This is a genomic window from Bariatricus sp. SGI.019 (assembly GCF_050315235.1).
In the GTDB taxonomy this organism is placed as follows: domain Bacteria; phylum Bacillota; class Clostridia; order Lachnospirales; family Lachnospiraceae; genus JAFBIX01.
The window spans coordinates 38,946-54,300 of sequence record NZ_JBNPOQ010000008.1 but is presented as its reverse complement, the minus strand read 5'-3'; the positions used below and the strand labels follow the sequence as shown (position 1 = coordinate 54,300).

The window sequence follows — 15,355 nt, the reverse complement described above, 5'->3', positions numbered from 1 at the left end:
TGAGAGTGAGAGATGAAAAAGAACGTATTATCAACAATAGTATATTTGGTATTTCTGATTATATTTAATCTGATATTTTATATGCTGGGTGGAACAGAGCATCCGGCTTCCGTATGGATATCATATGTGTTTATCCATATTGCATATCTTTTACTGGTGTGTACGACATTGTTTGTGCGGAAAGGAAGTAATGCTGCATTATTTGGAATGACGCTGAATTCTATCTCAGGGGTATATTTTGTGGTTGAATTGATCGTCGGTATTATCTTTATCAAGGTAGCATCTGAGAGTTATAAAGCGCCGCTGATCGTACAGGCTGTCATTGCAGCAGTTTATGTAGTTCTTCTGATTGCCAATATACAGGCAAATGATTCCACGGCAGACAGTGTAGAGCGTCATGAGTTGGAAGTGAAATATCTGAAAGAAGCGGCTATGATCTTAAAAGAAGTTATGGGCATGGTAGATGATAAAACAGCGAATAAAAAGGTTGAGAAAGTATATGATCTGATTCAGTCTAGCCCTGCAAAATCCAATCGGAATGTTGCAGATCTGGAGTTCCAGATTATCAGTGAGATAGAACAGCTGCGTATGATTGCATCCGGTGGAGATGCAGAAGCTGTCGGCATGTGTGCAGATAAGATCTACCGTCTGGCTGGAGAACGTAACCGTCAGCTAAAACTTGGCAATTAACGGATAATTGGAAGATAGATCAGGAGGAATACCAATATGAAAAAGTGCCCTTTGTGTGGAAAAGAATACGAGACAGAAAATGTATGTCCCATTTGTAATATCTTATTGATTGATACAGATTCCAATTGTGCTGTCAGCAATGAAAGTGCAAAAGAGAGAAAAAGGCGTGAGCAAAGAGAACAGCGTGATCAAGCTAAGGAACAGGCGAAAGAACAGGCAAAGGAGACGGCGGCTCAGGTAGCAACACAGGCAAAAGAAACGGCGTCTCAGGTAGTTTCCCAGGCAAAAAGCATGGATTCAAAGCTTTTAATGCTCATTGGAGCAGGGGTTGTTATCCTTATACTAATTATTGTAATTTTGAAATTTGTCTTAGGCGGCAAGGAAGAGACGCAATATGTACAGTCATCTGGTACAGGAACTGTCACAGAAGATATGGCAGAGGAAGTTGAATTAAACGAAGAAGATTTTGCGAGAAATGAATTGGTTGATTTTGAGACTGACAGCTTCTCCTTCCAGCTTCCGGCATACTGGAAAGACTTGTGTGTAGCAGATGTCTACGATGACTATATTTCATTCTATCAGAAGAAGTCCAGTGAATATGGAGGGTATCTGTTCAGTGTGGCAGCAGTGTCAACTGAGGATAGGGATTCCCTGAATAATTATACGACAATTAAAGAAGACGGTAATGTGATCTACGTGGTAGAATATCCATCGGATGTAAGTTATGATGTTGAAGATGAGTATGTAAGCAAGGAATATCAGCGCCTGGAAGAGGATGTACATTATGTATTTGATACATTTGAAGGATTCAAAGAAGAAGAGTCTGCGCTTACTGGCGACTATATTATCCCTGACAGCAGTACAAGAGTTATCTCTTCTTCAGAATTAGAGTCTTTGACGAAAGAAGAACTGATGTATGCAAGAAATGAAATCTATGCACGTCACGGACGTAAATTCCAGGATTCAGGAATCCAGGCATATTTTAACTCAAAGAGCTGGTATAACGGAACGATTGAACCAGAAGCTTTCCAGGAAAGTATGTTAAATAGTGTGGAATATGCGAATGTGCAGACCATTGTAAAATACGAAGAGAGTAAGGGTTATCGCTAGGAGGATACAGGAATGAAGAGATGTCCGCTTTGTGGAAAGGAATATGAACAGGAAGATATGTGCCCTGAATGCAGGGTTATGTTAATCGATACAGCGACAAACACCGCTGTGGCAAAAGAGCCTGAGAAAAAAAGCCGTATGAACAGAGAGAAGAAACCAATACCAAAAGGTTATATTATGGCGGCTGTGCTTGTCGTTGTTATAGTGCTTGTTATCGCAGCGGCAGTATTTATGGTATCGAATACTAGAGCAAAAAAAGAGGCGGAGCAGAGAATGCAGGCTCAGGCGGCTGCAGAAGTGGAACAACAAGATAATCAAGATGATAAGGATATTGTGGAGGATACCGATATCTCAGAGGCTGAAAATGATCTGGAGGAAGGGGAAAATACCAATATCCCGGTGATTTCTATGGATCATGTGGAAGATGTGATGGCTTCTTCTGAACTGTCAGAATCTAACATGACACATTTTGCAGGGCGTGTTCTGGATGGAGATCCTGATACGGCCTGGGTAGAAGGTGCAGCAGGGCAAGGTATCGGTGAGAAGCTTGTATTGACATTTGACGGAACCTATCAGGTTAGCGGTCTGAGAATATGCGCAGGTTATCAGAAAAATGATTATGTATATTACAATAATTCAAGGCCTGAGACTATCAGTGTGGAATTCTCAGATGGCAGTGTTGAAAATTATTCATTAGCAGATGTGTATGATCAGGAACAGGTCGTAACATTTTCGACACCGAAAGAAACGAGTTATATCCGGATTATCATTAACTCTGTATATCCGGGAACAAAGTACGAAGATACCTGTATATCAGAGATCAAACTGTTTTGAGTATGAGGATAAAAAGAATAGCTTTGTATAGCCTGCTCGCATTTGTCTTGAGCAGCACCGGATGTTCAGGTGCAGAGAGTGTTCCGGCACTTTCATGTCATGATGTCACGTGGATGACAGAAGCAGTCAGGACAAGTGTGACAGAGATCAAAGGTCAGATTAAAATTAAAAAAATTCCGGAGAAGGAGGAATTGGTCTGCGTTAAGGATTATATACCGGATATTATAGTTGAGCTAAGATATGCAACACAGAACAACTTTACCGGAGAGGTTATCTACGATTTTAATGATGCATATCTGCGCTATGGAACGATAGAAAAACTGCTGCAAGTGCAGCAAGAGATTCGGGAAAACGGATATGTGCTGAAAATATGGGATGCTTATCGACCGGTATACGCTCAGTTCGATCTGTGGGAAATATGCCCAAACAGCATCTACGTTGCCAATCCTAATAAGGGATATTCTTCACATAGTAAAGGAAATACCGTGGATTTGACGATCGTAAATAAAGATGGGACAGAGATTCCGATGCCGACAGGATTTGATGATTTTTCAGCGAAAGCAGACCGTGATTACAGTGACTGCCTGGAAGAAGAGGCGCAGAATGCCGGATTGCTCGAAGAAACAATGATGAAGTATGGATTTGAACCATATTTTGGCGAGTGGTGGCATTATGAAGATACAGATGCATATCCGGTAGAAATGGATTATATTCCAGAGAGTTAGGAAAAGAGGGAGGAACATAGGATGAAAAAATGTCCAATATGTGGGAACGAGTATGAACATGAAAATGTGTGCCCGATATGTGGGATACCGCTGATTGATACAGAGACGAACAGCGCAGTGGCAAGTGAACCGGAAAAGAAAAAGCGGTTCAGTACCAAAAAGAAAAAAGAAGAACCTGCAATAGAGGAAGAACCTGCTGTGAAAGAACCAGAAGAAAAATCTTCAGTAAAAAAAGATTCTGTCCGAGAAGCACAGGAAGAAGATATCTATGGTCTGGGAGTTAAACCTGCATCAACTGGCGGTTCTTCGTCCGGGAGCAGTTCATCTGGAGGAAGATCATCTGGGGACAATGTAAGCCATGATGGGAAGGTAACCATTAGTTTCAAGCCGGCTTATGTCGTGGCAGTGGTAGTTATATTGTTATTGATTGTTGCAGCAGTCTTCATCGTGCGCGGCATGAAAGCAAAGAAAGAAGCAGAGCAGATGTATCAGTATGAGCAGGATGTGCCTGCGGAAGAACCCGAAACTACAGAAGAAGAGATTGATCTTTCGCTGGTAGATGTCAATGCAGTGAATGTGAACCATTGGGAGTATACGGGGAAAATCGATTATATGGTTTCACCGGCAGTGGTCAGATTAGATCCACCACTTAATTTCTATGCTTACACAACGGACAATAAGAAGGCCTTATTAGAAGATGTAAGCGAGGTGTGTATTGATTCTTCCAGCAGCATTGATATGAGAGATTTTGATGGAAAGATGACGACGGTGACAGGTTCGCTTACGATTGACAATGATCGGATACTGATGAGTGTAACAGATGCCTGGACGGATGAAGTAGATGAGGATGATACTGCAATCCATGAATATAATGTAGTGATTTCTGATGTCTCCTGGAGTCAGGCAAAAGAAGCATGTGAAAGTGCCGGAGGATATCTTGCCAGAATCAACTCTGTAGAAGAATACAATTATATTACGAATATGCTGACATCAAGAGGGTATACAAAACAGCATTTTTATCTTGGTGGACGCAGAGATGCAAGCGGAAGCGATTATTACTGGGTGAACCAGAATAACGAATTTATAGGAGATGCTCTAAACCGTTCTGAATCCTGGAGCAATGGATATTGGTATATCAATGAACCGAGCTTTGTCGATACGGGATCTGATGCGAACGGAAATATTCAGGAAAATGTAATGAATCTGTTCTATGTAAATGGAACATGGTATCTCAATGACTCCTCAGATAATCTGGCGGCTAATTATCCGAGCCTTCTGAGTGGAAAAGTTGGATATATCATAGAGTTTGAATAATATGAAGAAATATATTGGAATCATAGCAATTACTGCTGCGGCTCTACTGGCAGTCGCGGCCGGTCTTTGGTATCATCAGATCGTAAAACAGAATGATAAGTTTGAAGAGACACAGTCAGAAGTAAAATCAGAATCTGATAAAAAGCAGGAATCTGTTCAGACTGTGGAACCTGAGTTATCCGAAGAGGAACAGCGCAAGGAAGAAGTAGAGGAAATCGTAAATTCTCTGACTTTAGATGAGAAAGTAGCACAGTTATTCATTGTAACCCCAGAAGAATTGACAGGAGTAGGAGTTGTCATTGCCGCAGGCGAGACGACTCAGAATGCAATCAGCCAGTATCCGGTCGGCGGCTTTATCTACATGTCACAGAATCTTGAGAATCCGGAACAAGTACGGGAAATGGTGAAGAATGTCCAGGAGTATTCTTATCAGAGAATAGGACTGCCATTATTTATCAGTGTGGATGAAGAAGGCGGTACAGTCAGCCGGTTTAGCAATAATCCGAATTTTAATCTGGAGAAGATTGACAGTATGAGTGTGATCGGTGCAACTGGAGACCCTCAGAATGCCTATAATGTAGGAGCAAAGATTGGAAGCTTCCTGTATGATCTGGGATTTAATATGGATAATGCACCGGATGCAGATGTGCTGACGAATCCGTCGAATACTGTGATTGGTTCCAGATCATTTGGAACAGACTGTAATCTGGTTTCTGAGATGATGCTGGCAGAGATGAAGGGACTACAGGATCAGAATATTATCCCAGTCATAAAGCACTATCCCGGGCATGGAGCGACAGAGGCTGATACGCATGCCGGATATGCGTATACGAATAAAACCTTGAATGAGATGATGGCAAATGAGCTGGTTCCGTTTATCAATGGTATCAATGCCGGAGTGAAAGTTATAATGGCTGCGCATATTTCCTGCCCGAATATTGTCGGAGATAATACGCCGTCTTCTCTGTCTGGAGTTATGATCAACGATATCTTGCGTGGTCAGTTAGGCTATCAGGGAGTTGTAACGACAGATGCATTGAATATGGGTGCAATTGCTGAAGAATATTCATCAGGACAGGCAGCTGTACAGGCATTGCAGGCTGGCGTAGATATCCTGTTAATGCCAGAGAATTTTCAGGAAGCGTATCAGGGTGTGTTATCTGCGGTAGGAGATGGCAGGCTGACAGAAGAACGAATCAATGAATCTGTAAGGCGGATTGTGAATTTAAAATTAGATATCAGCCAAAAGTAATTTGACTTCTGTTCATTTAACCGATATACTGTATACAAGTACGATGAGAAAGGAATAACGCAAGATGAAGTGTCCATATTGTAATCATCCAGATACCAGAGTTATTGATTCCAGACCTGCCGAGGATGGCAATTCAATTCGCCGGCGCCGTTCCTGTGATGTGTGTGGAAAGCGGTTTACGACATATGAAAAGGTAGAGACGATTCCATTGATCATTATCAAGAAGGATAATAACCGTGAGCAGTATAACCGCGGTAAGATTGAGAATGGAATTTTAAGGGCCTGTTACAAAAGACCGGTATCTGCTGAAGCTATACAGCATGCAATCGACAGGATCGAGACGAAGATATTTAACCAGGAGGCGAAGGAGATTCCAAGCAGTATGATTGGAGAACTTGTAATGGAAGAATTAAAAGAACTCGATGAAGTTGCATATGTGCGTTTTGCGTCTGTATACAGAGAATTCAAAGATGTGAACACCTTTATGGATGAACTGAAAAAAATATTAAAATAAGAAGATATTTGCTTAGATAGTAATAAAGTGATAGAATAAGGGAAGAAGCAAGAAAAAGGGATTGCTTCTTCCTTTTTTATATTATATATTTTTAACAGAAACAGATGGTGCTATAGAGATACGATTATAGATTGGGTGAGATATATGAGAACATACAAGTTAACCATTTCTTATGATGGCAGCAGATACCAGGGATGGCAGCGTCAGGCTACCACTGACAACACCATTCAGTTTATTCTGGAATGGAGCATTGGGAAGCTGGTCGGATATCGGGTACATGTTGATGGGTCTGGCAGAACGGATGCCGGAGTGCATGCCCGAGGCCAGGTGGCGAGCGTAAAATTAACAAAGTTATATGATACCAAAGAGTTAAAAGATTCATTGAACCGGTATCTTCCTGAAGATATTCGTATTGTGAAGGTGGAACTTGTAAAGAATGGTTTCCATGCCCGCAAGAGTGCAAAAGGGAAAAAATATGAATATTATATTGACTGTAGAGAGAAGCCGGATGTATTTTCACGCAGATACTGCTATCATTATCCTGAGAAACTGGATATTGAAGCGATGCGTGATGCGACCAAGTATTTGATCGGGCCGAAGAATTTTACCAGTTTTACCGACGATAAGGAATGCAAAGATCCTATCCGCCGGATTACCAATATTAAGATCGTAAGTAATGGTGAGAAAGTCAGGATCACCTACTATGGTACCGGATTTTTATATCATATGGTAAGAATATTGACTGGAACATTATTAGAGATTGGTACTGGCAAGAGGGATGCGTCTAAGCTTCCGGTCGTTATTGCTGCGGAGGACAGAAGTCTGGCTGGTTTTCTGGCACCGGCAAGAGGATTGTTCCTGCGGAAAGTATATTATTAAAAATAAAGATTCTCGAAAGAGTGGGAGGATAATCAATGAAGTTTATTTCATGGAATGTTAATGGAATCCGTGCCTGTGTGCAGAAGGGATTTGAGGAATTCTTTCAGCAGGCGGATGCGGATATATTCTGTATCCAGGAATCTAAGATGCAGGAAGGTCAGCTGGAGTTGAATACTCCTGGATATTACCAGTATTGGAACTATGCGAAAAGAAAAGGATATTCAGGGACAGCAATATTTACAAAAAAAGAGCCGATTTCTGTGTCCTATGGTATTGGGATTGAAGAGCATGACCAGGAAGGCCGCGTGATTACACTGGAATTTGAAGACTATTATTTTATTACGGTATATACACCGAATTCTCAAAATGAATTGGCAAGACTTCCATACAGAATGCAGTGGGAAGATGATTTTCTGGCATATCTCAAGAAGCTGGAAGAGAAGAAACCAGTAGTCTTCTGCGGGGATCTGAATGTTGCACACAAGGAGATTGACCTTAAGAATCCTAAGACGAACCGGAAGAATGCCGGTTTTACGGATGAAGAGAGAGAAAAATTCTCTTCGCTTTTGGATGCTGGGTTTATTGATACTTTCCGATATTTTTATCCGGATGCTGAAGGGATCTATTCCTGGTGGTCTTATCGATTCAGTGCAAGAGCAAAGAATGCAGGGTGGCGTATTGACTACTTCTGTGTATCTGAAGCTTTAAAAGAACGTCTTGTAGATGCTAAGATCCTGACGGATGTGATGGGATCTGATCATTGCCCGGTAGAGCTGGATTTTCAATAAAATAATAAGTTTCAAGGGGGAATCTTGTGGTGTTAAACTACAAGATTCCCCCATCTATTCCGATGACTTGTCCGGTCATGTAGGCCGGAGCATTGGCTACGTTCCAGATCATATCAGCGATTTCTTCTACCGTACCATATCTTCCGGCAGGAATCTCTTCTTCTAATGCTTTTCTCTCTTCAGCCGATAGCTGTTGATTCATAATTGTATCAATGACGCCGCAGGCAATAGCATTTACCTGAATATTGCTTGGCGCCAGTTCTTTGGCAAGAGCTCTGGTGAATCCATTCATGCCGGATTTGGAGGCAGAATAAGCTACTTCGCAAGAGGCTCCAGAAGTGCCCCACATAGAGGAAATATTAATAATCTTTCCAGATTTTCGAGAGATCATTGCAGGTACGGCGGCACGACTGCAATAGAATACGGAAGAGAGGTTGGTCTGTATGATTCGCTCCCATTCATCATTGCTCATATCCATCATTAATCCAATGTGTGAGATGCCCGCATTATTGACTAAAATATCCAGATAATCACAGGATTGATAGATGGTTTGGAATATCTGAGTAACATCGTCGGGGTTTCCAACATCCCCGGTAACAATCGTACAAGTACTCTGATATTTATTCTCAATGATTTTTTTGACGTCTTCTAATTCAGCAACTGATGTACGGCAGTTCAAAAATACATGATATCCTTTCTTGGCAAATAATAATGCGGTGGCCTTTCCGATTCCCCGGGAGGCACCGGTAATCAAGATGTTTTTCTTATTCATATAGAACTCCTGTCTGTTATTTATAAAATATTTATTAAATCTAGGTTTTATACATCGTTATTATATCTCGGAATTGTTGCGAATTAAAGTGTCAAGTGTTATGATTTACATAGTTAATTTCATTTTTACATGCAGGAAGTAACGGAGACGGATAAGAAAGAAGAGGACACTATATGTTATCAAAATTCAGTGTAAAGAAACCATATACCGTTGTGGTAGGAGTGGTTTTAATTATTATACTGGGAGTGGTATCGTTTACGAAAATGACGGTAGACTTACTGCCCAATATGAATCTTCCGTATGCGATGGTCATGACAACCTATGTAGGCGCAAGCCCGGAAGAAGTAGAAGAGGTAGTGACAAAGCCGGTTGAGCAGGCAATGGCTACTGTCAGTAATATCAAGACGGTTCAGTCTATATCTAATGAAAATGCATCCACAGTTATTCTAGAGTTCGATCAGACTGCCAATATGGATTCGGTCACGATTGAGATGAGAGAGAATCTTGACCAGATTCAGGGTTTTTGGCCGGATGCTGTATCTAATCCCATTATTATGAAATTAAATCCTGATATGATGCCGGTGCTGGTCACTGCTGTCAGTGTCAAAGATGCAGATGCGGTAAAAGCCAGCAAGTTGATAGAAGAGCAGGTTATTCCTGAGGTGGAAAGTGTCGAAGGTGTTGCTTCTGTAATAACGACCGGAAGTATTGAAGAGACGGTTGAAATTGTCCTGAATGAACAGAAGATTAATGAGCTTAGTGACGATATTAAAGCAGAGATGGAAGCAAAAGTTAATGAGGCGAAAAGTGCATTGGACGAAGCGAAAGCTCAGGTGGAAAGTGGACAAAACGCACTTGCAGCTGGAAAAGCACAGGCGGCAGCCGGACTTTCACAGGCAGAAGCACAATTGTCGATGAAGAGTGAAGAGATTAATCAGGCTCAGCTTGAGATCAATGAAAAAAAGTCTGAGCTAGATCTTGCAGAGATACAGATACAACAGCAGCTTGCAATTGTGCAGATAGAACTCCAGACATTGCAGGCAGTGCAAGAACAGTATCAGAAATTATCAGATATTATCAATGGAAGTCTCGATGAAGAGCAGAAAGCTCAGGCACAGGAACAATTAGAGCAGCTCCGTGCTCAGCTGGAACAGCAGGGAATTACTTTTGAGTCTTTGGATGATAAAATTCAGGAAGTTCAGGGACAGGTTCAGCAGCTACAGTCGGCGCAACAGCAGATTGATGCAGGAAGGCAGCAGTTGAATACGATTCAGCAACAGGTCAATGATGGAGCTATGACTCTGGCACAGGCCAGAGGGCAGCTGGCATCCGGACAGCTGGAGGCGGCAGCAGGTCTTGGAGAAGGCGCTGCCCAGCTGGCGGCAGGACAGGTAGCGATCCAGATGCAAGAATCTCAGATGAATTCCGCATTGAGTGAATCTGGAGCGTCAATGAATGTAGAAAGTATCTTATCGATTGATACGATTAAAACTATATTGACGGCACAGAATTTCAGTATGCCGGCAGGATACGTGACGGAAGAAGATGGACTGGATTATCTGGTGCGAATCGGAGAAAAATTCCAGAGTCTTGATGAGTTGAAAGATCTGGTTCTGGTTGATATGGAAGGAATTGATCCGGTAAAACTGTCTGATGTGGCCAGTGTGGAACTTGTAAATAATTCGGATGAGACTTATGCGAAGATCAATGGCAATCCGGGTGTGATGTTGACGATTCAGAAACAGACAGGCTATTCTACTGGAGATGTGAGTGACAGAGTCTTGGAAAGATTAGAGCAGGTAGAAAAAGAACATAAGGAAATCCAGACGATTACACTCATGGATCAGGGAGTCTATATTGATCTGATCGTGAACTCTGTGTTGAAGAATCTTGTATATGGTGCAGTACTGGCAATTATTATTCTACTGGTATTCCTAAAGAGTGTCAGACCTACGTTTGTCATTGCATGCTCTATTCCAATCAGTATTGTGACGGCATTGGTTGCTATGTATTTCTCCGGAGTTACATTGAATATCATATCACTGTCAGGATTAGCTCTGGGTGTAGGTATGCTGGTAGATAATTCGATTGTTGTAATTGAGAATATTTATCGTATGCGAAATGAAGAAAGGGCGTCTGCGAAAGATGCGGCTATTCAGGGAGCAAGACAGGTGGCTGGTGCGATTACGGCATCTACGCTGACGACGGTGTGTGTATTCTTACCAATTGTGTTTACTTCGGGAATTACCAGACAGTTATTCGTAGATATGGGGCTTACCATTGCTTATTCTTTGCTTGCCAGTCTGCTCGTGGCATTGACGCTGGTTCCAATGATGTCTGCTGGTCTGTTGAGAAAGACGGAGGAAAAAGAATCTCGCTTATTTGCTGTGGTTCGGGAGAAGTATGGAATCATTCTTCGGAAAGCATTGAATAAAAAAGTCTTCGTATTGATCGGTGCACTGGCATTATTTATAATAAGCATTGCATTGGAATTGTCAAAAGGAACAGAATTTATGCCTAGTATGGAAAGCACACAGGTGAGTATGACTTTAGAGACAGAAAAGGGAACCAGTCTGGAAGATACGTCAAAGGTTGCTGATGAAGTCATGGACAAAGTAGGTGCTATCGATGATATTGAAGATATTGGTGGTCTTGTGTCATCTTCATCCATGATGGGAGGTAGTCAGGATACGAATCTCGTTTCCTTCTATGCAATAACAAAGGAAAATCCGTCTATGTCAAATGCGGAACTTAAAAAAGAGATTGAGAAGGTTACCAAAGGAATAGATGGTGAACTGACGGTCAATATGTCCAATATGGATATGAGTTCCCTTGGCGCTTCTGGAATCAATATTCAGATTAAAGGAAAAGATCTGGATAAGCTACAGAGCGTTGCAAAAGATGTGAAAAAGATTGTGGAAGATGTCAAAGGAACACAGAATGTATCGGATGGAACAGAGGACAACAAAGAAGAACTTCGGGTTGTAGTGGATAAGGCAAAAGCAACACAGCACGGGCTTACTGTAGCACAGGTATATCAGGAATTGTATGGAAAGCTTGCGGAGGCACAGAAAGCAACAACTTTGACGACCGATACGAATGATTATGATGTCTATGTTCTGGATGATGCTAATGAAAGCATGAGTCGTGATGATATTCGAAATATGACACTACAGATTGAGAAGCAGGATGGTACAACGGAAGAGCTGAAATTGGCAGATATCGCGACTTTTGAGGACGCATCTGGACTTCAGGCAATCAGTCGAATTGACCAGAGCAGATATATGAATGTAACGGCAGAGATCAAAGATGACGATAATATTGGGCTGGTCAGCAATCGAGTGAAAAAAGCACTTGCTGCTTATGATGCGCCAGAGGGATATGAGATTGAAATGACAGGGGAAGATGAGACGATTAATGAAGCAATGATAGAGTTGTTTAAAATGATGGGGCTGGCACTTGTATTCATGTACCTGATCATGGTGGCACAGTTCCAGTCTCTCAGGTCTCCATTTATTGTTATGTTTACAGTGCCCCTTGCATTTACCGGAGGTCTGCTGGCACTTTGGCTGGCAGGAATGCCGGTCAGTGTCATTGCAATGATTGGATTTGTAATGTTATCTGGTATTATTGTCAATAATGGAATTGTGTTCATTGACTATACAAATCAACTGATGGAAGGCGGAATGACTCAAAAGGATGCATTGGTAGAAGCTGGAAAGACCAGACTGCGACCGATTATCATGACCGCTTTAACAACCATTCTGGGCTTGTCCACTATGGCACTTGGATTCGGAATGGGAGCCGATATGGTGCAGCCGATGGCAGTCGTGACTATCGGAGGCTTAATATATGGTACAATACTAACCCTGGTGGTAGTTCCCTGTATTTTCGATTTGTTTCACAGAAGAGAGAAAGCAAGGCTTCGTGAGGAGATTGAAGAGAATGAACCCCTGATAGATCAGAAATGATAGGAGAGGTACAGTTATGATTAACAAGGCAATCGAATTCGCAACCAAAGCACATGAAGGACAATTCAGAAAAGGAACAAAACGTCCCTACATTGTCCATCCAATTGAAGTAAGTGATATTGTATCTTCTATGACAAAAGATGAGGAAGTAATCAGTGCGGCAGTATTGCATGATACAATTGAAGATTGCGAAGGGATAACGCAGAGGATCCTTGCGCAGGAATTTTCGGAAAGAGTTGCCTATATTGTGGCTCAGGAAAGTGAAGATAAATCAAAGACCTGGATGGAGAGAAAACGGAGTACCATTGAACATATTCGTAATGCACCGAGAGAAGTGCAGATGGTCGGTCTTGCGGATAAGCTGTCGAATATGAGGGATATAGATCGGGATTATCCAGTGTACGGGGAAGAATTGTGGAATCGATTCCGGATGAAGGATAAAGAGATTATAGGCTGGTATTATAAAGGAATCAGGGATGCATTGAAAGAAGCGTTCAGCGGCGTAGAATTTTATGAGGAATATTGTCGGCTGATCGAGAAGAATTTTGGATAAAAATAAAAGGTAGTCAGGAGTGTAAAGATGATTATCAGTGCAAGCAGAAGAACGGATATTCCGGCTTTGTATCCAGAGTGGTTTGTGAATCGCCTCAAAGCGGGAGAAGTATTGGTTCCTAATCCATACAATCGAAAAAAAGTCAGCCGTATCCTCCTGTCACCGGATACGGTAGACTGCATTGTGTTCTGGACAAAGAATCCAGAACCGATGCTTCCGTTCTTGAAAGAGATAGATGACATGGATTATGATTATTATTTTCAGATGACGATTACAGATTATGAAGACGATATTGAAGAAAATCTTCCGGATATGGCAGCGTCCATGGCAACATTTCTCTTAATGAGCGAACGGTTGGGAAAAGAAAGAATTGACTGGCGGTTTGATCCGATTCTCTTGACAAAGAAATATACCATTGCATATCATTTGGAAAAGTTTGAACTTATGTGTGAATGGCTGCATCATGCAACGACAAGATGTATCATCAGTTTTGTCGATTCTGGAAGAGAAAGCCCTTATCTGGAATTGGAAAGAGAAGAGATGGAAGAACTTGCGAAAGGCCTTTCGGACATAGCCCGAAGGTATCAGCTTCCGTTGTATACATGTGCAGAAAAGATTGATTTAAGTAAATATGGTATTATGCATGGATCTTGTATTGATAAGGAGAAGATACACCAGCTCATTGGGTATAAGCTGGATCTTAAGAAAGATACCGGACAGCGCAGAGAATGCAGATGCGTAGAAAGTATTGATATCGGTATGTATGATACTTGCATTCATGGATGTAAATATTGTTATGCGAATAGTGGATTGGAGAGTGCAAAGAAAAAAAATCAGCAGCATGATGCAAAATCACCATTGTTGATAGGACATCTGAAGGGTGATGAAGTTATTACGGATCGGGAAGTAAAGTCGAGTAGAGATAACCAGATCTCTTTGTTCGATTTGCCAGAAATGTATTCCAGTTTTTGAGGGGATGGTTAAGTAGATGGCAGAAGTAAGAAAACGTATCGTATTTTATGGAAGAGTACAAGGTGTAGGATTTCGTTATACAGCAAAGCGCCTGGCACAGTCATTGGGATTGACAGGGTGGGTAAAAAATGAGTATGATGGCACTGTAGTAATGGAAATTCAAGGTCGTGAGCCGATGATATATAAGCTGATGGAAGGATTGAATCATAATATGTTTATAACCATTGAGTGGATTGATACGGAAGAAATTCCTGTAGAACCAGAAAGTTGTTTTTATGTACGTTAGTATGATAAGATATATAAAAGGATAAAAAGGGACACGGCAAATTGAATTAGGGACGGAGGAAAATGAGAAAACCCCCGTCCCCGATTTACAAAAAGGTGAGGATTATGGAAAAAAGTGTGAAAAAGAAAGATGTTAAGAGCAGAATTGTTGCGGCGGCGTGGCAGTTATTTTATGAGAAGGGGTATAATGGAACAACCGTAGATGACATTATTGCGTTGTCGGACACTTCAAAAGGCTCTTTTTACTATTATTTTAGTACTAAGGATGAACTTTTGGATACATTGTCATTAATTTTGGATGATTACTATGAAGAGTTGGAGACTGAGATGGATCCGAAGATGAATAGTTTTCACAAATTATTATATCTGAATTATAAGGTGCATACAATGATGGAAGAGAAGATCAGCAGGGAATTGCTGGCATCTCTTTATTCTACACAGCTCGTGTCAGAGAGACAAAGTCATCTTCTGGATCAGAATCGTAATTATTATAAATTGATTACAAAGATTGTGGATGAAGGACAGAAGCGTGGGCAGATCCGTGCCGATATTTCTGTCAGTGAGGTGACAAGATATTATGCATTGTGTGAACGTGCACTGGTATCAGACTGGTGTCTGAATAAAGGAAAATACTCTTTGGGAGAGTACAGTAAAGAGTGCATGCCATACATGATGGAACATTTTAAAGTATAGATA

Annotated in this window: 15 protein-coding genes; 14 read left to right on the top strand and 1 reads right to left on the bottom strand. The window is 41.4% G+C overall.

Annotation, left to right across the window (positions count from 1 at the left end; genetic code table 11):
- Positions 1-12 precede the first annotated feature (12 nt).
- From ACQRD1_RS06655 to ACQRD1_RS06615, 9 genes are all read left to right on the top strand, one after another.
- Positions 13-690 carry a hypothetical protein gene (locus tag ACQRD1_RS06655; RefSeq protein WP_427787193.1) on the top strand — a complete coding sequence of 226 codons (678 nt, stop codon included), beginning with the start codon at positions 13-15 and terminating at the stop codon, positions 688-690.
- A gap of 36 nt (positions 691-726) precedes the next feature.
- A complete protein-coding gene (locus ACQRD1_RS06650) occupies positions 727-1,800 on the top strand; it encodes a YARHG domain-containing protein (RefSeq protein WP_427787192.1) in 1,074 nt (357 codons plus the stop codon).
- 12 nt (positions 1,801-1,812) lie between these two features.
- Positions 1,813-2,634: a discoidin domain-containing protein gene (locus tag ACQRD1_RS06645; protein WP_235232543.1), complete on the top strand. Its 822-nt coding sequence runs from the start codon at positions 1,813-1,815 to the stop codon at positions 2,632-2,634.
- A 2-nt stretch (positions 2,635-2,636) separates the two neighbouring features.
- The gene (locus ACQRD1_RS06640) at positions 2,637-3,359 is read left to right on the top strand and encodes a M15 family metallopeptidase (RefSeq protein WP_427787212.1); all 723 of its coding nucleotides are present in this window, start codon (positions 2,637-2,639) and stop codon (positions 3,357-3,359) included.
- 21 nt (positions 3,360-3,380) lie between these two features.
- Positions 3,381-4,673 (top strand): lectin-like protein, encoded by a 1,293-nt coding sequence (locus ACQRD1_RS06635; RefSeq protein ID WP_347375943.1) that lies wholly within the window; start codon positions 3,381-3,383, stop codon positions 4,671-4,673.
- A 1-nt stretch (position 4,674) separates the two neighbouring features.
- Entirely contained in the window at positions 4,675-5,925 is a 1,251-nt protein-coding gene (locus tag ACQRD1_RS06630) for a glycoside hydrolase family 3 protein (protein WP_235232546.1), read from the top strand.
- A 64-nt stretch (positions 5,926-5,989) separates the two neighbouring features.
- Complete coding sequence (nrdR, locus tag ACQRD1_RS06625) at positions 5,990-6,439, top strand: transcriptional regulator NrdR (RefSeq protein WP_235232547.1); 450 nt, start codon at positions 5,990-5,992, stop codon at positions 6,437-6,439.
- Between the two features lie 144 nt (positions 6,440-6,583).
- Positions 6,584-7,318: a tRNA pseudouridine(38-40) synthase TruA gene (truA, locus tag ACQRD1_RS06620; protein ID WP_235232548.1), complete on the top strand. Its 735-nt coding sequence runs from the start codon at positions 6,584-6,586 to the stop codon at positions 7,316-7,318.
- Positions 7,319-7,353: 35 nt separating this feature from the next.
- Positions 7,354-8,106 (top strand): exodeoxyribonuclease III, encoded by a 753-nt coding sequence (locus ACQRD1_RS06615; RefSeq protein ID WP_235232549.1) that lies wholly within the window; start codon positions 7,354-7,356, stop codon positions 8,104-8,106.
- A gap of 37 nt (positions 8,107-8,143) precedes the next feature.
- Here the strand turns inward: ACQRD1_RS06615 and ymfI are convergent, their stop codons facing one another.
- The gene (gene ymfI / locus ACQRD1_RS06610; protein WP_235232550.1) at positions 8,144-8,878 is read right to left on the bottom strand and encodes an elongation factor P 5-aminopentanone reductase; all 735 of its coding nucleotides are present in this window, start codon (positions 8,876-8,878) and stop codon (positions 8,144-8,146) included.
- 173 nt (positions 8,879-9,051) lie between these two features.
- On the opposite strand from ymfI, the gene ACQRD1_RS06605 reads away from it, so the two are divergent.
- From ACQRD1_RS06605 to ACQRD1_RS06585, 5 genes are all read left to right on the top strand, one after another.
- Positions 9,052-12,849: an efflux RND transporter permease subunit gene (locus tag ACQRD1_RS06605; RefSeq protein WP_427787191.1), complete on the top strand. Its 3,798-nt coding sequence runs from the start codon at positions 9,052-9,054 to the stop codon at positions 12,847-12,849.
- Between the two features lie 16 nt (positions 12,850-12,865).
- Positions 12,866-13,402, top strand: a complete 537-nt coding sequence (locus ACQRD1_RS06600) for an HD domain-containing protein (RefSeq protein WP_235232552.1) — start codon at positions 12,866-12,868, stop codon at positions 13,400-13,402.
- Positions 13,403-13,429: 27 nt separating this feature from the next.
- Positions 13,430-14,374 (top strand): DUF1848 domain-containing protein, encoded by a 945-nt coding sequence (locus ACQRD1_RS06595; protein WP_235232553.1) that lies wholly within the window; start codon positions 13,430-13,432, stop codon positions 14,372-14,374.
- A 16-nt stretch (positions 14,375-14,390) separates the two neighbouring features.
- A complete protein-coding gene (locus ACQRD1_RS06590) occupies positions 14,391-14,660 on the top strand; it encodes an acylphosphatase (RefSeq protein ID WP_235232554.1) in 270 nt (89 codons plus the stop codon).
- A 104-nt stretch (positions 14,661-14,764) separates the two neighbouring features.
- The gene (locus ACQRD1_RS06585) at positions 14,765-15,352 is read left to right on the top strand and encodes a TetR/AcrR family transcriptional regulator (RefSeq protein WP_235232555.1); all 588 of its coding nucleotides are present in this window, start codon (positions 14,765-14,767) and stop codon (positions 15,350-15,352) included.
- Positions 15,353-15,355 lie beyond the last annotated feature (3 nt).

Bases quoted from the DNA above. Each gene is read 5' to 3' on its own strand.
- ACQRD1_RS06655 (WP_427787193.1), top strand. From the start codon at position 13: ATGAAAAAGAACGTATTATCAACAATAGTATATTTGGTATTTCTGATT.
- ACQRD1_RS06650 (WP_427787192.1), top strand. From the start codon at position 727: ATGAAAAAGTGCCCTTTGTGTGGAAAAGAATACGAGACAGAAAATGTA.
- ACQRD1_RS06645 (WP_235232543.1), top strand. From the start codon at position 1,813: ATGAAGAGATGTCCGCTTTGTGGAAAGGAATATGAACAGGAAGATATG.
- ACQRD1_RS06640 (WP_427787212.1), top strand. From the start codon at position 2,637: ATGAGGATAAAAAGAATAGCTTTGTATAGCCTGCTCGCATTTGTCTTG.
- ACQRD1_RS06635 (WP_347375943.1), top strand. From the start codon at position 3,381: ATGAAAAAATGTCCAATATGTGGGAACGAGTATGAACATGAAAATGTG.
- ACQRD1_RS06630 (WP_235232546.1), top strand. From the start codon at position 4,675: ATGAAGAAATATATTGGAATCATAGCAATTACTGCTGCGGCTCTACTG.
- nrdR (WP_235232547.1), top strand. From the start codon at position 5,990: ATGAAGTGTCCATATTGTAATCATCCAGATACCAGAGTTATTGATTCC.
- truA (WP_235232548.1), top strand. From the start codon at position 6,584: ATGAGAACATACAAGTTAACCATTTCTTATGATGGCAGCAGATACCAG.
- ACQRD1_RS06615 (WP_235232549.1), top strand. From the start codon at position 7,354: ATGAAGTTTATTTCATGGAATGTTAATGGAATCCGTGCCTGTGTGCAG.
- ymfI (WP_235232550.1), bottom strand. From the start codon at position 8,878: ATGAATAAGAAAAACATCTTGATTACCGGTGCCTCCCGGGGAATCGGA.
- ACQRD1_RS06605 (WP_427787191.1), top strand. From the start codon at position 9,052: ATGTTATCAAAATTCAGTGTAAAGAAACCATATACCGTTGTGGTAGGA.
- ACQRD1_RS06600 (WP_235232552.1), top strand. From the start codon at position 12,866: ATGATTAACAAGGCAATCGAATTCGCAACCAAAGCACATGAAGGACAA.
- ACQRD1_RS06595 (WP_235232553.1), top strand. From the start codon at position 13,430: ATGATTATCAGTGCAAGCAGAAGAACGGATATTCCGGCTTTGTATCCA.
- ACQRD1_RS06590 (WP_235232554.1), top strand. From the start codon at position 14,391: ATGGCAGAAGTAAGAAAACGTATCGTATTTTATGGAAGAGTACAAGGT.
- ACQRD1_RS06585 (WP_235232555.1), top strand. From the start codon at position 14,765: ATGGAAAAAAGTGTGAAAAAGAAAGATGTTAAGAGCAGAATTGTTGCG.